We start from the raw sequence: 15,450 nt of genomic DNA on the forward strand, positions 1-15,450 counted from the left end.
ACTGGAATCGAGGAACACTATGACAGAAAATTATATCGATCATTTTTTGAACCATGTCCTGCCGGAATTGCGCATTGCCGTCATCGGTGACATCATGGTCGACCGCTATGTGTTCGGCAAGGTCGAACGCATTTCGCCGGAAGCGCCGGTGCCTGTCAATAAAGTCGATCACATGACGTCCGTCCTGGGCGGGGCTGCCAACGTAGCCTCGAATCTGGCTAATCTCGACTGCCACGTCTTCTTGGCCGGCCTCATCGGCGACGATGAAAATGCAGTCCTCCTGCACCAGCTGCTGGAAGATGCCCATATCGACGGCTCGGGCCTGGTCGTGCGCCAGGACCATGCGACGACGACCAAGATGCGTATCCTCGGCGCCCGTCAGCAGATGGTACGCCTGGATTTTGAAGAAGTGACGCCCTTGGCCGTTACGGAAGAAGAACAGCTCATGAAATGGCTGTACAACTGTGTGGCTGCCGGTCTGGACGGCATCATCTTATCGGACTACAAGAAAGGTGTCCTCACCGATTCCCTGGCCCAGAGCATCATCAGAGAAGCCAATCGGGCCGGAATCCCTGTCCTGGTCGACCCTAAGGGCAGTGATTGGACGAAATACAACGGGGCCGACTTCGTGACGCCGAACATGAAAGAACTCAGCGACTGCCTGGGCCGGTCCGTAGCCAATGAAGGCCAGGCCGTCGTGGCAGCAGCAGAACTCCTGCATGAGCAGTATGACTTTGCCCACCTCATGGTGACCCGGTCGGAAAAGGGCATCACCGTCATCGGCAAAGACGGCAAGGTGTGGAACAATCCGGCGACGGCCCGGGAAGTCTTTGACGTATCCGGTGCCGGCGATACCGTAGCCGCCGCCTTTTTGTCGGCCATTGCCGGTCACTTATCGATCCGCACGAGCCTGCAGATTGCCAATGCCGCAGCCGGTATCGTCGTCACCAAGGTCGGGACTTATCCCATCCATCGCCACGAATTGCTCAAGCTGTGGCAGGAATGGCAGCCGACCCACTGGCATCCGTACCAGGCACTGAGCCGGGAAGAAGCGGCTGCAAAGATACGCCAGTGGCAGAAGAAAGGCGATACCGTCGTCTTTACCAATGGCTGCTTCGATATCCTGCACCGCGGCCATGTTCTCTATTTGCAGCAGGCCGCCATGCTGGGCCAGCACCTCGTCGTCGGCCTCAATTCCGATGCCTCTGTGAAACGGCTGAAAGGGGAGACGCGGCCGCTGGTCAAACAGGAAGACCGGGCGATCCTGCTCAGCGCTCTGGCCTGTGTCGATGAAGTCGTCATCTTCGAGGAAGATACGCCGAAAGAATTATTACAGGTCCTGCGGCCGGATATCCTGGTCAAGGGCGGAGATTATAAAGCCGATGAAGTCATCGGCCGGGAATCGGTCAAGCGCGTAGAAATCATTTCTTTTGAAGATGGTTATTCTACGACGGGACTGATTGAAAAAATAGCTGATTTAGTAAAGAAGGGGAAACTATGAAAATTGTAACAGGTGGTGCCGGTTTTATCGGCAGCAATATCGTAAAACAATTGAACAACCGGGGCATCAACGATATCCTCATCGTCGACGACCTGACGGACGGCCGCAAATGCCGCAACCTCCAGGGCCTCGATTTCTTTGATTATATGGACTATGCCGACTTCGATGAACAGATGGCCGACGATACCTTCGACTGCGGCTACATCGACGTCGTCTTCCATGAAGGGGCCTGCTCGGATACGATGAACTACGACGGACGCTATATGATGAAGAACAACTACGAAGGCAGCAAGAATCTCCTGCGTTACTGCATGCAGCGCAAGATTCCCTTCCTCTATGCGTCGTCGGCTTCGACCTATGGCAGCGGCAAGAATGGCTTCCGCGAAGACCCGTCGTGTGAACAGGCTTTGAATCCCTATGCCTATTCCAAGCTCCAGTTCGACCGCTTCGTCCGCCGCGTCCTGCCCCTGGCCAAGAGCCAGATTGTCGGCTTCCGCTATTTTAATGTCTTCGGTCCCCAGGAAAACCATAAGGACCGCATGGCTTCGCTCATTTTCCAGAAATATCATGAATTACAGGAAAAAGGGAAGATCACTCTCTTCGAAGGGACGGCAGGATATGAAAACGGCGGCCAGATCCGCGATTTCATCTATGTCAACGACGTCGTCAATGTCATCTTCTATTTCTGGGAACATCCGGAGCTGTCGGGCATCTATAACTGCGGTACCGGCATCGGTCATACGTTCAATGAATTCGTCCAGGGCGTCATCGACTATTGCGGCAAAGGCCATATCGAATACGTGCCTTTCCCGGACATCCTCAAGGGCAAGTACCAGAGCTATACCCAGGCCGATACGACGAAGCTCATGGAAGCCGGCTATGACCGCGGCTTTACGCTGCTTCCGGAAGCCGTCAAGGAATATTGCAGCATCCTGGAAAAGAGCGACGGGTATTACGAATGAGGAAGGCCGTCTTTTTCGACCGCGACGGCGTCCTCAATGTCGATAAATCCTACTTGGGCTTCATCAAGGACTTTGAATGGATGGACGGGGCCAAGGAGGCCCTGGCTTATTTGACCCGCCAGGGTTATGCCATCATCGTCGTCACCAACCAGAGCGGTGTCGCCCGCGGCTACTATACGGAAGACGACGTCAAGGTCCTCCACGACTGGATGTGTCAGGAAGCGGCCAAGGCCGGCGGCATCATTACGGCCGTCTATTACTGCCCGTATCTCGAAGGGGCGCCGGTCAAAGCGTATGATAAGAAGAGCGACTGGCGCAAGCCGGCACCGGGCATGGTCCTGCAGGCGGCAAAAGATTACGATATCGATTTGAAGCAGTCCTTTATGATCGGCGATATGCCCCGCGACGTGGAATGTGGGCAGCGGGCCGGCATGGATGGCTATTTGTTCACCGGCGGCAGGCTGGACGATTTCGTCCGGGCCATTGTCGCAGAAAGGAAAGGCCGTGAAAGCATATAAGAATATACTGGTCATCAAGATGAGCTCTCTCGGCGACGTCCTCCATGCCCTGCCGACGCTCTATGCATTGCGGCAGAATTGTCCCGATGCCCGCATCGTCTGGGCTGTCCATGAACAGTTTGCGCCGGTCCTGCCGGGCAGGCCCTATATTGACGAGGTCATCTATGTCGACAAGAAACGCCTGAAATCCCTGTCGTACTGGAAAGAACTGCGCCGGACGCTCCACGCCTTTCATTTCGACGTGTCCTTCGATCTCCAGGGACTGGCCAAGAGCGCCATCGTCGCCTTTTTGAGCGGTGCCAGGGAACGCTATGGCTATTGGGAAATGCGCGAAGGCAGTTTCCTGGTCAGCAAGGGCCTTACAGGTCCCCATAAGTACGACCACGTCATCGAACGCTATCTCGATACGGTCCGCGTCCTCGGCGGCCGCGTCGATGCCGTCGAATTTCCATTGCCCGATATTTGCGGCGAAAAACAGGCCTGGCGCCAGCGCCTGGCAGCTGACGGCCTGACAGGTCCTTATGTGGCCATCGTGCCCGGGGCCCGCTGGAATGTCAAGGAATGGCCTCTGTCCCATTGGCAGGCCTTCCTGCAGCGCCTGACGGCGTCCGGTATGGCTGCCGTCCTTCTGGGCAGCGGCGACGACGTCCCTAAAGGGAAGGCCCTGAAGGACCACGATTCGTCGGGCCGTGTCTTCGATTATACAGGCCGCACTGATTTACGGCAGCTCATGGCGGCCATTGCCGAGAGCACCCTCTATATCAGTGCCGATACGGGGCCTTTGCATATTGCCAATGCCCTGAAAAAAGAACTCATCGCCCTCTTTGGGCCGACGTGTCCCCAGCGGACCGGCCCTTACGGCGGAAACGACGACGCCTATATCCATATGGTCCTGTCGCCGACGTCCCAGGCGACGCCGGAACGGCCCCTGGTCGATGATCCGGACTGCATGGCCCAGATTACGCCGGACATGCTGTGGCAGGTCTATGAAGGCGTCCTGAAGAAGGTGAAACTATGATTAATCTGCGCAACAAAAAAATAATCGTCACCTTTCTCATGCATCTAGGCGACCTCATCCTCATCACCCCGTTCCTGCAGGTCCTGCGCCGTCATGCCCAGGGCTCGGACATCACCCTCGTCGTCGATGAGAAAGTGGCCGACGTCGTCCGCTATAATCCCAATATCGATCACTTAGTCACAGTAGATAAGAAGGGCAAGGACAACTCCGTCCGGTCCTTATGGCGCATCGGGCGGCATTTACATCAGCATTACTACGACATCCTCATCAATCTGCATCCTAATGAACGGACGTCTTTCCTGGCGGCGGTCATCCATGCCAAACAGTTCGTCGGCATGAGCCACTTCCTGGTGCGTCCCTTGATGGACCGCTACACCCGCCTGGACCGTATCCATCTCCATGCAGCCGATATGTACATTAATGTCCTGGCCCAGCTGGGCATCGACGACTATCGCAGCGACGGCCTGCAGTTCTTCACCTGTAAGGCCTGGGATGATACAGCGACGGAATTTTACCGGTCCCAGGGGGTCCATAACAGCGACGCCCTCATCGGCTTCAATATCGGCAGTGCCGTCCCGCAGAAACGCTGGCCGGCCAAACGATTTGCCGCTGTTGCCGATTATTTTGCCCATCGCGGCTTCAAATGCGTCTTCTTTGGCGGTCCCATGGATGAAGATATGGTCAAAGAAGCGACATCCCAGATGGAATCGGATCCTATCATCGCCACGGGGAAATTCACCATTGGCGAACTGGCTTCGGCTATCCGCTGCTGCTCCCTGTTCATCACCAACGACAGCGGTCCTATGCACGTCGCCGTCAGCCAGGGCGTCCCGCTGGTCGCCCTGTATGGTCCCAGCAATCCCAAGCTCTACGGTCCCTATACGGACCGGGCCATCGTCCTGGAATCGACGAACCATTACGAAGTGGGCAAGAGCATGAAACAGATCATCCGTGAAGGTAATTATAAAGGTATTTCGGTTATTCCCATGAGCCAGGTCATCGCCGCTGGCGAAGAGCTCCTGAGCCGTTATTATGGAAGAAGATAACCCGTATTATATGGAGGTGGAAGGTTATGAAAAAACTTATTATGGCAGCGACCCTGGCCGCCCTGACCGTGACTTCGGCGGCTATGGCAGCCCCGCTCCGGGATCCCCAGCCGGGCGACTTGAAGGCTAACGCCAACTATGGCTTTGACCAGAAAGAAGGCGGCCGCAGTGCCAAGAGCCGTCTGACCGGTGGCGACGTCACGTATGTACTGAACAATCATTGGGATATCCAGTACGTCAACAACTATACCAAAGGGGACAATGACAACAAGATCAACGAAAACTACCTCGTCGGCAATTACCGCTTTACGCCGTATCTGTCGGCCTATGCCGGCGGGTCCTACGTCAAGACCGAAACGTATAACACGACCAAGTCCTATGGCTACCAGGTAGGCCTCAAAGGCCAGCTTCCTTTGGCAGAACGCTGGCAGGGCTTTGCCTCTGTCGGCGTCGGTGATGACGTCAACACCTATGAAGTCGGCGTCGGCTACGATATCACGCCGAATTGGGATGCCCATATCAAATACCGCAGCAGCAGCGTCGACGTCGATAACTACGACGACGATGTCAAAGGCTGGCAAGTCGGCATGGGCTATAAGTTCTGATATTGACAATGGACGGTTCTGTCCCGTATAATGTACCAATGACATGTGCTGTGGTTGAAAGTCGATGTCAGTCGCAGACCAAGCGATCCACGTAAGGTATCCAAAGCGATACTGATCATAGTGCGGCCTAGAAGTAAGACCTGCCGCGGAAATACCGCGAGAGGGCTAGTAGTGGGGGACAGAAGTCTATGAGCGAACGTCCCGGCAGGCGAGTGTGGGGGTAAAGACCAGGTCAGGCATGTCAGGAAAGGGGCTGTCGCATGAAGGATTCTGCCATCATGCGAGGCCCCTTTCTCTTTATAGTTTGTAGAAGAGGGCTTTAAATTTTTTACCATTTGCTGCAAACTAAAAACTACAAACTACAAACTTAAAACTCAAAAAGAGGCTGTCTTCATGCGACAGCCTCTTTTCTGCAAACTGCAAACTTTTCGTTTGACGGATGATTGTTCGTATAGTAAAATGTAAGGGTATTTATGTTATTAGCCTAAGGAGTGGAATCGTAATGGAAAATGAACGATTAGAAAGAGAGATTCGCCGGAATCCGTTTGATACCTTTATGGATTTCCACGTCGAAAAGGCTGAGCCAGAGAGCACGATTCTCACTTTTGAGAATAAAGGCTCGAAATGGGATAATCCCAATGGTACCATGTATGGCGGCGTCCTTTATTCTATGGCCGACTCGGCGATGGAGGCTGCCTGTGCTGTCTGCGGCAAAGCCGTCCTCACCCTGGACCTGGGCATGAATTACCTGCGACCGGCCTTTGCCAATACGACAATCCGGGCCGAAGCCAGGGTCATCCACAACGGCCGTACGACAATGGTAGCCCTCTGTGATTTTTACGATAATGACCAGCGCTATTTAGCTCATGGCAAGGGCACCTTCTTTGTGACAGGGGCCTATGTCTTTGATGACGAAAGGGGGCATACGGATGAATGAAACAAAAGAGGCAGTGAGTCCGGAAGTGGAAGCACGGCTGCACCGTATGCTGGATAGTATTTATTCTCAGACACCTTATTTCCAGAGCATGCCCTGTACGGTAGAAAAACTCGACGTCGGCCGCGTCCGTGTCGGCTTTGATATCAGCCGTCACTCCTGCAATTACCGGGGCATTGCCTCCGGCGGCGTCCTGGCGGCGTTCTGCGATACCCTCATGGGCATGGCCAGCCGGACCCTGGGCTTCCAGGTGACGACGCTGGAAATCAATATGAACTATATCCGCAGCGTCAAAGGCGGTGAGCACATTACCGGCATCGGCCAGGTCATCCACCACGGCCGGAAGACGATTGTCGTCGAATGTGAGTGCTACGATGCCAGCGGGAATATTATTGTAAAAGGGCGGTCGTCTTTTTATATTTTGAAGAAACTCGATTAATAAAATAGTCATGTAATTATAGGGAAGGTTGGTTAGTACAAGATGGATTTTGCTTATAACGACGAACAGAAAGAAATCATCAAAGTCGTCCGCGACCTGGTGGAAAAAGAAATCGTCCCCTACGCTGCAGAAATGGATGAAACGGGGAAACTCCATGAAGGGCTCCTCGAAAAATTGGCTGCTCAGGGCCTGCTGGGCGTCGCTATTCCCGAAGAATTTGGCGGAGCTGGCCTCGACGCCATCACCATTGCCGCTATTTATGAAGAATTAGGCAAAGGCTGTGCCGGTGTCGCTACGACGGTGGCTGCCAATGCCCTGGCTTCGTATCCGGTCATCATTGCCGGCAACGATGACCAGAAGAAACGCTACTTCGACATCATCAACGATGACAACCTGGCTGCTTTCGCCCTGACCGAACCGGGGACTGGTTCCGATGCCGGTTCCGTTTCGACGCGTGCCATGAAGACCGAAGATGGCAAGGGCTATATCCTCAACGGCACGAAATGCTTCATTACCAACGGGGCCCTGGCCGAAGTCTTCGTCGTCTTCGCCAATACCCGCAAGAGCGGCGGCATCCGCGGATTGACAGCCTTCATCGTCCGCAAGGGGACGCCAGGCTTCACCGTCGGCAAAGCTGAAAATAAAATGGGCATCCGCGCTTCCAATACGACAGAACTCATCTTCCAGGACTGCTTCGTGCCGGTCGAAAACCGTCTCGGCCGGGAAGGCCACGGCTTCCGTATCGCCATGGATACCCTGGACGCTGCCCGTCCTTTCGTCGGCGCCGTTTCCGTCGGCATTGCCGAAGCGGCTTTCCGCGCCTGCTGTGAATACGCCAAAGTCCGCGTCCAGTTCGGCAAACCCATCGCTTCCTTTGAAATGGTCCAGGCTATGATCGCCGATATGGCTATGAAAGTCGAAGGCGCCCGCCTCCTCGTCCATCGCGCCTGCTGGATGAAGGACCAGGGCATGGACTTCAGCCGTGAAGCGGCTATTGCTAAATGCAATGCGTCCGACGTGGCTATGCAGGTCACGACCGATGCAGTCCAGGTCATGGGCGGCTATGGCTATATCAAGGAATATCCTGTCGAAAAATATATGCGCGACGCCAAAATCATGCAGATTTATGAAGGCACCAACCAAATTCAGCGTTTGGTTATTGCAAATAAGACACTTTACTGATACAATAGATAACAAACCCATAGAGGTATATTATGGCAATGATAAAGAGGGGATGGAACTGACTCCGCCTACAGGAAATCCGGGCCATGGATTGAGAGCCCGGTGCCGGAAGTTCCATGCGTTCACTTTAGAGCCTCCTGTTGAACGGAGTAGGCAGGACGGGGGTTCCCGTTACAGGACAATCGAGAATCAAGTAGGGTGGTACCGCGAATCAGACTTTCGCCCCTTTAGGGGCGGGAGTCTATTTTTTTTGTACTCGCCAGTAGGAGGAAGAAAAATATGATCAGTGATAAGATCGAGGCCATTAAAGCGGCCGTCAATGAACAGCTCGCCAAGAGCGAACATCTTCAGGACGTACAAGATATCCGCGTCAAGTTCTTGGGTAAAAAAGGGGAACTGACAGCGATCATGAAGGAAATGAAGAATTTTTCCAAAGAAGAACGACCAAAAATCGGGCAGCTCGTCAATACGGCCCGCAATGCCATTGAAGAACAGTTAAAGGCCAAGATGGAAGAAGTCAAGGCCCAGGAACTGGCTGCCAAGATCGAATCGGAAAAAATCGACATTACCCTGCCGGGCCGCAAACCGGTCATGGGCCATGAACATCCGCTCCATCAGACGCTGCGCCTCATGGAAGATTCCTTCCTGCGCATGGGCTTTTCCATCGTCGAAGGGAACGATATCGAATCGGACTATTACAACTTCCAGTGCCTGAACCTGCCGGAAGATCATCCGGCCCGGGATATGCAGGACTCCATGTATATTACGGATAATATCCTCTTGCGGACCCACACGTCGGGCATGCAGGCACGGACGCTGCAGGCCCATAAGCCCAATGAACCGTTCAAGATCATCGCGCCGGGCAAGGTATATCGCTGTGACTATGATGCGACCCATTCGCCGGTCTTCCATCAGATGGAAGGCATGATCATCGACAAGGACATCCGCTTCTCTGACCTCAAAGGGATGCTGGAAGACTTCCTCCGCGATATTTTCGGCGCCCAGACGAAAGTCCGTTTCCGCGCCAGCTACTTCCCCTTTACGGAACCGAGTGCTGAAGTCGATATTTCCTGTGTCATGTGCGGCGGCAAAGGCTGCCGGGTCTGCTCCCACACGGGCTGGCTGGAAATCCTCGGCTGCGGCATGGTCAACCCCAGCGTCCTGCGCATGAACGGCTATGACCCGGATGTCGTCACGGGCTTTGCTTTTGGCATGGGCGTCGAACGCATTGCCATGCTGAAATACGGCATCGATGATTTGCGCTTGTTCTATGAAAACGATATGCGGTTCTTGAACCAGTTCTAGGAGGGTATGAATAATGAAAAGTTCTTTAACATGGATGCAGGATTATGTCGACGTCGACATGAACCAGGACATGCAGGTATTTGCCGATAAACTGACCATTGCCGGTATCCCTGTCGAACAGGTGGAATACTGGGGTACAGAAGTCAAGAAAGTAAAGACCGGGAAGATCCTTCAGATCGATAAACATCCCGATGCCGATAAACTCGTCGTCTGCCAGGTAGACATGGGCGACGAACAACTCCAGATCGTCACGGCTGCGACCAACGTCCGCGTCGGCCAGGTCGTCCCCGTCGCTGTCCACGGCGCTCATCTGCCGGGCGGCACGAAGATCAAGCGCTCGAAGCTGCGTGGTGTCTTGTCCAACGGCATGTTCTGCTCGGCTCACGAATTTGGCTTCGATGACAGCCTGCTCCTGCCGGAAGAACGAGAAGGCATCTGGATCCTGCCGCCGGATACGCCGCTCGGCGTCGACGCTGCCGACTATCTCCAGGTCCGCGACGTCGTCTATGAATATGAATTGACAGCGAACCGGGCAGACTGCTTCTCCATGGTCGGCTTGTCCCGTGAATTTGCCGTCCTCAGCGGTAAAGAAGCCCGCTATCCGGAAATTTCCGTCAAGGAATGTGATACGCCTATCGACGGAAAAGTCAAAGTTTCCATCGACGATGACGAACTGTGCAGCCGCTATACGGCCCGCCTGCTCCTGAATGTCAAAATCGGCAAGTCGCCTATGTGGATGCAGCAGCGCCTGCGCAAGTCCGGCGTCCGTCCCATCAACAACGTCGTCGATGCCACGAACTACACGATGATCGAATTGGGCATCCCTCTCCATGCTTATGACTACGATAAAGTCGCCGGCCATCATCTCATTGCCCGCCGGGCTCAGGCTGACGAAGCCATGAAGACGCTGGACGATGTAGACCGCAAATTGACGGACAACATGCTGGTCATTGCCGATGAAGAAAAAGCCTGCTGCATCGCCGGCATCATGGGCGGCATGGATTCGGAAGTCACGGACCAGACGACGACGGTCATCCTCGAATGTGCATCCTTCAAGGGCTCCAATATCCGTCATACCGGCCGTATGCTCGGCCTGCGCTCGGAAGCTTCGGGCCGTTTTGAACGAGGCCTCGATTCGGACAGCTGCATCAACTCCATCGACCGCTGCGCCCAGCTCCTTCAGGAAATGGGGGCCTGCGACGTAGCCAAAGGCGTCGTCGATGTCTATCCGAAACCGCAAGCTACGACGCGCATTGCCTTTACGGCAGCTCAGGTCAACAAGTTCCTGGGCACAGAAATCACGGAAGCCGACATGGTCCACATCCTGGAAACCTTGCAGTTCGGCATCGAAAAAGACGGTAATACGTTAACTGCTGTCGTCCCCAGCTATCGCGGCGACTGCACGGAAATGCCGGATATCGCCGAAGAAGTAGCCCGCGTCTACGGCTACGAAAATATCCCGTCTACGCGCCCGGCAGCGCCTATCTCCAAAGGGGAAGCCGGCTTCCATCACGATGTAGGCGAAAAGATTTCGTCCATCCTCAGCAGCAGCGGCCTCAACGAAACGGTCACCTTCAGCTTCATGCATCCGGACCAGCTGAAGAAGCTCCTCTTCAAAGACGGTGACGCCGTATACAATGCCGTACCGATCCTCAACCCGATTACGGAAGACTTCCCGCTCATGCGGACGACGCTCATCCCGACGCTGATGGATGTCCTGGTCCGCAACCAGGCCGTCAAGAATCCGTCTGTCGGCATCTATGAAATCGCCCCGGTCTATCGCCCGAAACAGCTGCCCCTGACGGAACTGCCGGAACAGGAATTCTATGTCACTGGCCTTCTCTATGGACAGCGCACGGCAGCCGAATGGCCGGAAAAAGCGGAAAATTACGACTTCTATGACGTCAAGGGCCTCGTCGAAACCGTCCTCCAGGGACTGGGCATCCAGGCTGACCTGGAAGTCTCCGACTGGGCACCGCTTCATCCGGGGAAGGCTGCTCGCTATGTCAAAGACGGCAAAGTCCTCTGCGACTTCGGCGAACTCCATCCCAAAGCCGTCGACAATTACGACGTCGCCGGCCCGGTCTACGTCTTTGAAATGCACATGGACGCCATCCTGCCTTTGGTCAACCTCCTGCCGGATTATCACAAAGTCGCCAAGTTCCCGGCATCGAGCCGCGATCTGGCTTTCCTGGCACCGCTGGCTACGACCAATGCCGACATCGTCGATGTCATCAAAGAAGACGGCGGCGAAAATCTGGAAGCAGTCCATCTCTTCGACATGTATACGGGCAAACAGGTACCGCAGGGCTACAAGAGCCTGGCTTATTCCTTAGTCTTCCGTTCCGAAGAAGGGACCCTGACCGATGCCGACATCCAGGCCCCGGTCGACGCCATCGTCAAAGACCTGAAAGAAAAATTCGGCTGCGAATTGCGGTAGAATTTTGTGTTTGAAGTTTGGGGTTTGAAGTTTGAAGTGATTGTTTTTAAATTTAACCTCTTCTACATCAAACATCAAACCTTTAACATCAAACAGATAAAGAGGCTGTCTCCATGGACAGCCTCTTTATCGCGTATTGTAAAAAAAGTAAAGTTGTGGTATGATGTAGAGCGTAATATGGTATTTTAGAGATATTCAGGGCTCTACCGGCCCATAAGGAGGACATACTTAGAATGAACGTAACAGTAAATGAAGTAGACCAGCACAAAGTAACCCTGCACATTGAAGTGCCTGCTAAAGATGCTTCCAAACAGGCTGCAGCCGCTTGCAAGAACTTGGCAAGCCGTGTCAATATCCCGGGCTTCCGTAAAGGGAAAGCACCGCGCATGGTACTGGAAAGCTTCTTGGGCAAAGATGCTGTCAAACAGGAAGTTTTTGAAGCTATTGCCAATAAAGCCTACAGCGACGCCCTCGACCAGGAAGGCATCGTTCCTGTAACTGAACCGGAATTGAACGTCATTACTGACGAAAAAGGCAAAGATGTCGTATTTGAAGCTACGGTCACGAAAAAACCGGAAGTCAAACTCGGCGAATATAAAGGCATCACCGTTGCCAAAGATAAAGTCGACGTAACCGACGAAGACGTTTCCAAAGAATTGGTTAACCTCCAGAAACAGCATGCAAAACTCGTCGTAGCTCCGGAAGGCACGGAAATCGCAAAAGATGACTTCGCTGTAATCGATTTCAAAGGCACTGTCGACGGCGTCGCATTCGAAGGCGGCGAAGGCAAATCCTATCCGCTCCAGATTGGCTCCGGCAGCTTCATCCCTGGCTTTGAAGATCAGCTCATCGGCTGCAAAGCTGGCGACGAAAAAGACGTCAAAGTCACCTTCCCGGAAGATTACTTTGAAAAATCCCTGGCTGGCAAAGAAGCTGTCTTCGCCGTTAAAGTCAACGACGTAAAACGCAGCGAACTCCCGGCCATCGACGATGAATTTGCTAAAGAAGCCGGCAAATTCGACAGCGTCGACGACCTCAAAGCCGACATCCGCAAACGCCTCGAATCGAAAGTTTCCTTCCAGGCTTTGGAAAAATTCAACTCTGAAGTCTTGAAGACAGCCGTCAACAACGCAGAAGTCGATATCCCGCAGGTCATGATCGACGACAAGATCGACCAGATGATCGAAGAACTGGCTATGAAACTGGAAACACAGCGCATGAGCCTCGACGATTATCTCAAATACATGGGCCAGGATATGGACAAACTCAAGGAACATTACGCTGAACCGGCTAAAGAAAACGTAAAAATGGACCTCGTTCTCGAAGCTATCGCTAAAGCTGAAAACATCGAAGTCAAAGACATCGATCTCCAGGCTGAAATCATTACGATGGCCCAGAACTTCGGCGCAGACCCGAAAGAAGTCTACAAGATTATTTTGAAAGAACATCGCGTTCCCATGCTTGTACAGTCTGTCGGCCGTAAAAAAGCAGCAAGCTTCATCCTCAAAAATGCCGTCGACCCGAACGAAGACAAGAAAGAAGAAGCTAAAGCTGAAGAAGTTAAGGCTGAAGACTAATCCGGGAAACGCATTCTCCGGAGGTGTTAGTTTTGACAAATATGTATGTACCGATTGTCGTCGAACAGACGGCGCAAGGTGAACGGAGCTATGATATTTATTCCCGCCTCTTGAAAGACCGCATCGTCTTCCTCGGCGGCCCCATCGATGATGCCGTTGCCAACAGCATCATTGCCCAGCTCCTTTTCCTGGAAGCAGAAAATCCTGACAAGGATATCCATTTATACATCAACAGCCCTGGCGGCGTCGTCACGGCAGGCATGGCCATTTACGATACCATGCAGTACATCAAGCCGGACGTCTCGACGATTTGTGTCGGTTCCGCTGCCAGCATGGCGTCGGTACTCCTGACAGCCGGTGCCAAGGGCAAACGCTTTGCCCTGCCGCACTCCCAGGTCATGATCCACCAGCCTCTCGGCGGTGTACAGGGCCAGGCTACGGAAATCGAAATCCATGCCCGCGAAATCCTGCGCATGCGCAAGGAATTGAACGGCATCTTGTCTAAACATACAGGACAGCCCATTGACGTCATCCAGAAGGATACGGAACGGGATAATTTCATGACCGCTGAAGAAGCCAAGGCCTACGGCCTTATCGATGAAATCCTGACCCGTCCGCTGCCGGATGAAACGAAATAGGACAGGAGGAAGACAAGATGAACGATAGGAATGATGAACCGCGTTGCAGTTTCTGCGGCCGGCCCCAGAGTGAAGTACAGAAGCTCATTGCCGGCCCGGGCGTCTACATTTGCGACGAATGTGTTGCCGTAGCGCAGCACATCATGGAAGAGGAAAAGGCGGAAGAAACGCCGGACTTTCAGCTGAAAGACCTGCCGACACCGCATGAAATCAAGGCCACCCTTGATGAATACGTCATCGGTCAGGAAGCAGCCAAGAAGACTCTTTCCGTCGCTGTGTACAACCATTACAAGCGGCTCCAGACCAATTTCAGCGCCTCTGATGACGATGTAGAGCTCCAGAAATCGAATATCGTCATGGTCGGCCCGACCGGGAGCGGCAAGACCCTCCTGGCCCAGACCCTGGCCCGTCTCCTCGATGTGCCCTTTGCCATCGCCGATGCGACGAGCCTGACCGAAGCCGGCTATGTCGGCGAAGACGTCGAAAACTGCCTGCTCAAGCTCATCCAGGCTGCTGATTACGATATTGCCAAAGCTGAACGGGGCATCATCTATATCGACGAAATCGATAAGATTGCCCGTAAATCGGAAAACCCGTCCATTACTCGCGACGTTTCCGGTGAAGGCGTTCAGCAGGCCCTTTTGAAGATCCTCGAAGGGACTGTTGCCGGTGTTCCGCCTCAGGGCGGCCGCAAGCATCCTCATCAGGAAATGCTTCAGATCGACACTACGAACATCCTGTTCATCTGCGGCGGCGCTTTCGATGGTATCGACAAGACCATCCTCAACCGTACGACCGATAAGAACATGGGCTTTGGTGCGGACATCCACTCCAAGTCCGAACACTCCATGGAATCGCTCCTCAAGGAAATCATCCCGACGGACCTCCAGAAGTTCGGCCTCATCCCGGAATTGATTGGCCGCCTGCCCGTATTGGTTACCCTCAATCCTCTCGATGAAGATGCGATGGTACATATCTTGACAGAACCGAAGAACGCCCTGGTCAAGCAGTATCAGAAGATGCTGTCCATGGATGACGTAGATCTCGAATTTACGCCAGAAGCTCTTCAGGCCATTGCCAAGGAAGCGCTGCGGCGCAATACCGGTGCCCGTGGGCTTCGCTCCATCATCGAACGGATCATGCTCGACGTCATGTTTGATGTACCGAGCCGCGACGATGTCAGCAAGTGCGTCGTGACGGAAAAATGCGTCAAAGAAGGCGCTGAGCCCGACCTCGTACTGAAAGAGGCAAAATGATATAATGTACAATAAAACTCATTTCTTGA

At 53.7% G+C, this 15,450-nt stretch carries 14 protein-coding genes; all 14 read left to right on the forward strand.

Features of this window, described 5'->3' with window-relative positions; all coding sequences use genetic code 11:
* The first annotated feature begins 19 nt into the window (after positions 1-19).
* The 14 genes from rfaE1 to clpX all read left to right on the forward strand — a co-directional run bounded on the left by rfaE1 (position 20) and on the right by clpX (position 15,421).
* On the forward strand, positions 20-1,501 hold the full coding sequence (gene rfaE1 / locus NOS26_RS07220) for a D-glycero-beta-D-manno-heptose-7-phosphate kinase (RefSeq protein WP_204903804.1): 1,482 nt from the start codon (positions 20-22) through the stop codon (positions 1,499-1,501).
* Positions 1,498-2,463: an ADP-glyceromanno-heptose 6-epimerase gene (gene rfaD / locus NOS26_RS07225; RefSeq protein ID WP_014016130.1), complete on the forward strand. Its 966-nt coding sequence runs from the start codon at positions 1,498-1,500 to the stop codon at positions 2,461-2,463. Before rfaE1 ends, rfaD begins: the two co-directional genes overlap by 4 nt.
* Complete coding sequence (locus tag NOS26_RS07230; RefSeq protein ID WP_014016131.1) at positions 2,460-2,981, forward strand: HAD-IIIA family hydrolase; 522 nt, start codon at positions 2,460-2,462, stop codon at positions 2,979-2,981. Before rfaD ends, NOS26_RS07230 begins: the two co-directional genes overlap by 4 nt.
* Complete coding sequence (locus NOS26_RS07235) at positions 2,968-3,999, forward strand: glycosyltransferase family 9 protein (RefSeq protein ID WP_014016132.1); 1,032 nt, start codon at positions 2,968-2,970, stop codon at positions 3,997-3,999. Before NOS26_RS07230 ends, NOS26_RS07235 begins: the two co-directional genes overlap by 14 nt.
* Positions 3,996-5,045, forward strand: coding sequence for a glycosyltransferase family 9 protein (locus NOS26_RS07240; RefSeq protein WP_255917486.1), 1,050 nt, complete (start codon positions 3,996-3,998; stop codon positions 5,043-5,045). Before NOS26_RS07235 ends, NOS26_RS07240 begins: the two co-directional genes overlap by 4 nt.
* A gap of 26 nt (positions 5,046-5,071) precedes the next feature.
* The gene (locus NOS26_RS07245) at positions 5,072-5,650 is read left to right on the forward strand and encodes an outer membrane beta-barrel protein (protein WP_022497859.1); all 579 of its coding nucleotides are present in this window, start codon (positions 5,072-5,074) and stop codon (positions 5,648-5,650) included.
* A 502-nt stretch (positions 5,651-6,152) separates the two neighbouring features.
* Positions 6,153-6,587: a PaaI family thioesterase gene (locus tag NOS26_RS07250; RefSeq protein WP_255917487.1), complete on the forward strand. Its 435-nt coding sequence runs from the start codon at positions 6,153-6,155 to the stop codon at positions 6,585-6,587.
* Entirely contained in the window at positions 6,580-7,023 is a 444-nt protein-coding gene (locus tag NOS26_RS07255) for a PaaI family thioesterase (RefSeq protein WP_255917488.1), read from the forward strand. Before NOS26_RS07250 ends, NOS26_RS07255 begins: the two co-directional genes overlap by 8 nt.
* A 42-nt stretch (positions 7,024-7,065) precedes the next feature.
* Positions 7,066-8,205 carry an acyl-CoA dehydrogenase family protein gene (locus tag NOS26_RS07260; protein WP_014016137.1) on the forward strand — a complete coding sequence of 380 codons (1,140 nt, stop codon included), beginning with the start codon at positions 7,066-7,068 and terminating at the stop codon, positions 8,203-8,205.
* A gap of 279 nt (positions 8,206-8,484) precedes the next feature.
* Positions 8,485-9,510: a phenylalanine--tRNA ligase subunit alpha gene (gene pheS / locus NOS26_RS07265; RefSeq protein WP_014016138.1), complete on the forward strand. Its 1,026-nt coding sequence runs from the start codon at positions 8,485-8,487 to the stop codon at positions 9,508-9,510.
* Positions 9,511-9,523: 13 nt separating this feature from the next.
* Positions 9,524-11,950 carry a phenylalanine--tRNA ligase subunit beta gene (pheT, locus tag NOS26_RS07270; protein WP_255917490.1) on the forward strand — a complete coding sequence of 809 codons (2,427 nt, stop codon included), beginning with the start codon at positions 9,524-9,526 and terminating at the stop codon, positions 11,948-11,950.
* A gap of 233 nt (positions 11,951-12,183) precedes the next feature.
* On the forward strand, positions 12,184-13,527 hold the full coding sequence (gene tig / locus NOS26_RS07275; RefSeq protein ID WP_072981745.1) for a trigger factor: 1,344 nt from the start codon (positions 12,184-12,186) through the stop codon (positions 13,525-13,527).
* Between the two features lie 41 nt (positions 13,528-13,568).
* A complete protein-coding gene (gene clpP, locus NOS26_RS07280) occupies positions 13,569-14,165 on the forward strand; it encodes an ATP-dependent Clp endopeptidase proteolytic subunit ClpP (protein ID WP_027895124.1) in 597 nt (198 codons plus the stop codon).
* A 17-nt stretch (positions 14,166-14,182) separates the two neighbouring features.
* The gene (gene clpX, locus NOS26_RS07285; RefSeq protein ID WP_014016142.1) at positions 14,183-15,421 is read left to right on the forward strand and encodes an ATP-dependent Clp protease ATP-binding subunit ClpX; all 1,239 of its coding nucleotides are present in this window, start codon (positions 14,183-14,185) and stop codon (positions 15,419-15,421) included.
* Positions 15,422-15,450 lie beyond the last annotated feature (29 nt).

This window comes from Megasphaera sp. SC8-1 (assembly GCF_024436295.1).
In the GTDB taxonomy this organism is placed as follows: Bacteria; Bacillota; Negativicutes; order Veillonellales; family Megasphaeraceae; genus Megasphaera; species Megasphaera elsdenii.

Coding starts and splice junctions, on each gene's coding strand:
- clpP (WP_027895124.1), top strand. CDS start 13,569: ATGTATGTACCGATTGTCGTCGAACAGACGGCGCAAGGTGAACGGAGC.
- pheT (WP_255917490.1), top strand. CDS start 9,524: ATGAAAAGTTCTTTAACATGGATGCAGGATTATGTCGACGTCGACATG.
- pheS (WP_014016138.1), top strand. CDS start 8,485: ATGATCAGTGATAAGATCGAGGCCATTAAAGCGGCCGTCAATGAACAG.
- NOS26_RS07250 (WP_255917487.1), top strand. CDS start 6,153: ATGGAAAATGAACGATTAGAAAGAGAGATTCGCCGGAATCCGTTTGAT.
- rfaD (WP_014016130.1), top strand. CDS start 1,498: ATGAAAATTGTAACAGGTGGTGCCGGTTTTATCGGCAGCAATATCGTA.
- NOS26_RS07245 (WP_022497859.1), top strand. CDS start 5,072: ATGAAAAAACTTATTATGGCAGCGACCCTGGCCGCCCTGACCGTGACT.
- NOS26_RS07260 (WP_014016137.1), top strand. CDS start 7,066: ATGGATTTTGCTTATAACGACGAACAGAAAGAAATCATCAAAGTCGTC.
- NOS26_RS07230 (WP_014016131.1), top strand. CDS start 2,460: ATGAGGAAGGCCGTCTTTTTCGACCGCGACGGCGTCCTCAATGTCGAT.
- tig (WP_072981745.1), top strand. CDS start 12,184: ATGAACGTAACAGTAAATGAAGTAGACCAGCACAAAGTAACCCTGCAC.
- clpX (WP_014016142.1), top strand. CDS start 14,183: ATGAACGATAGGAATGATGAACCGCGTTGCAGTTTCTGCGGCCGGCCC.
- NOS26_RS07255 (WP_255917488.1), top strand. CDS start 6,580: ATGAATGAAACAAAAGAGGCAGTGAGTCCGGAAGTGGAAGCACGGCTG.
- NOS26_RS07240 (WP_255917486.1), top strand. CDS start 3,996: ATGATTAATCTGCGCAACAAAAAAATAATCGTCACCTTTCTCATGCAT.
- rfaE1 (WP_204903804.1), top strand. CDS start 20: ATGACAGAAAATTATATCGATCATTTTTTGAACCATGTCCTGCCGGAA.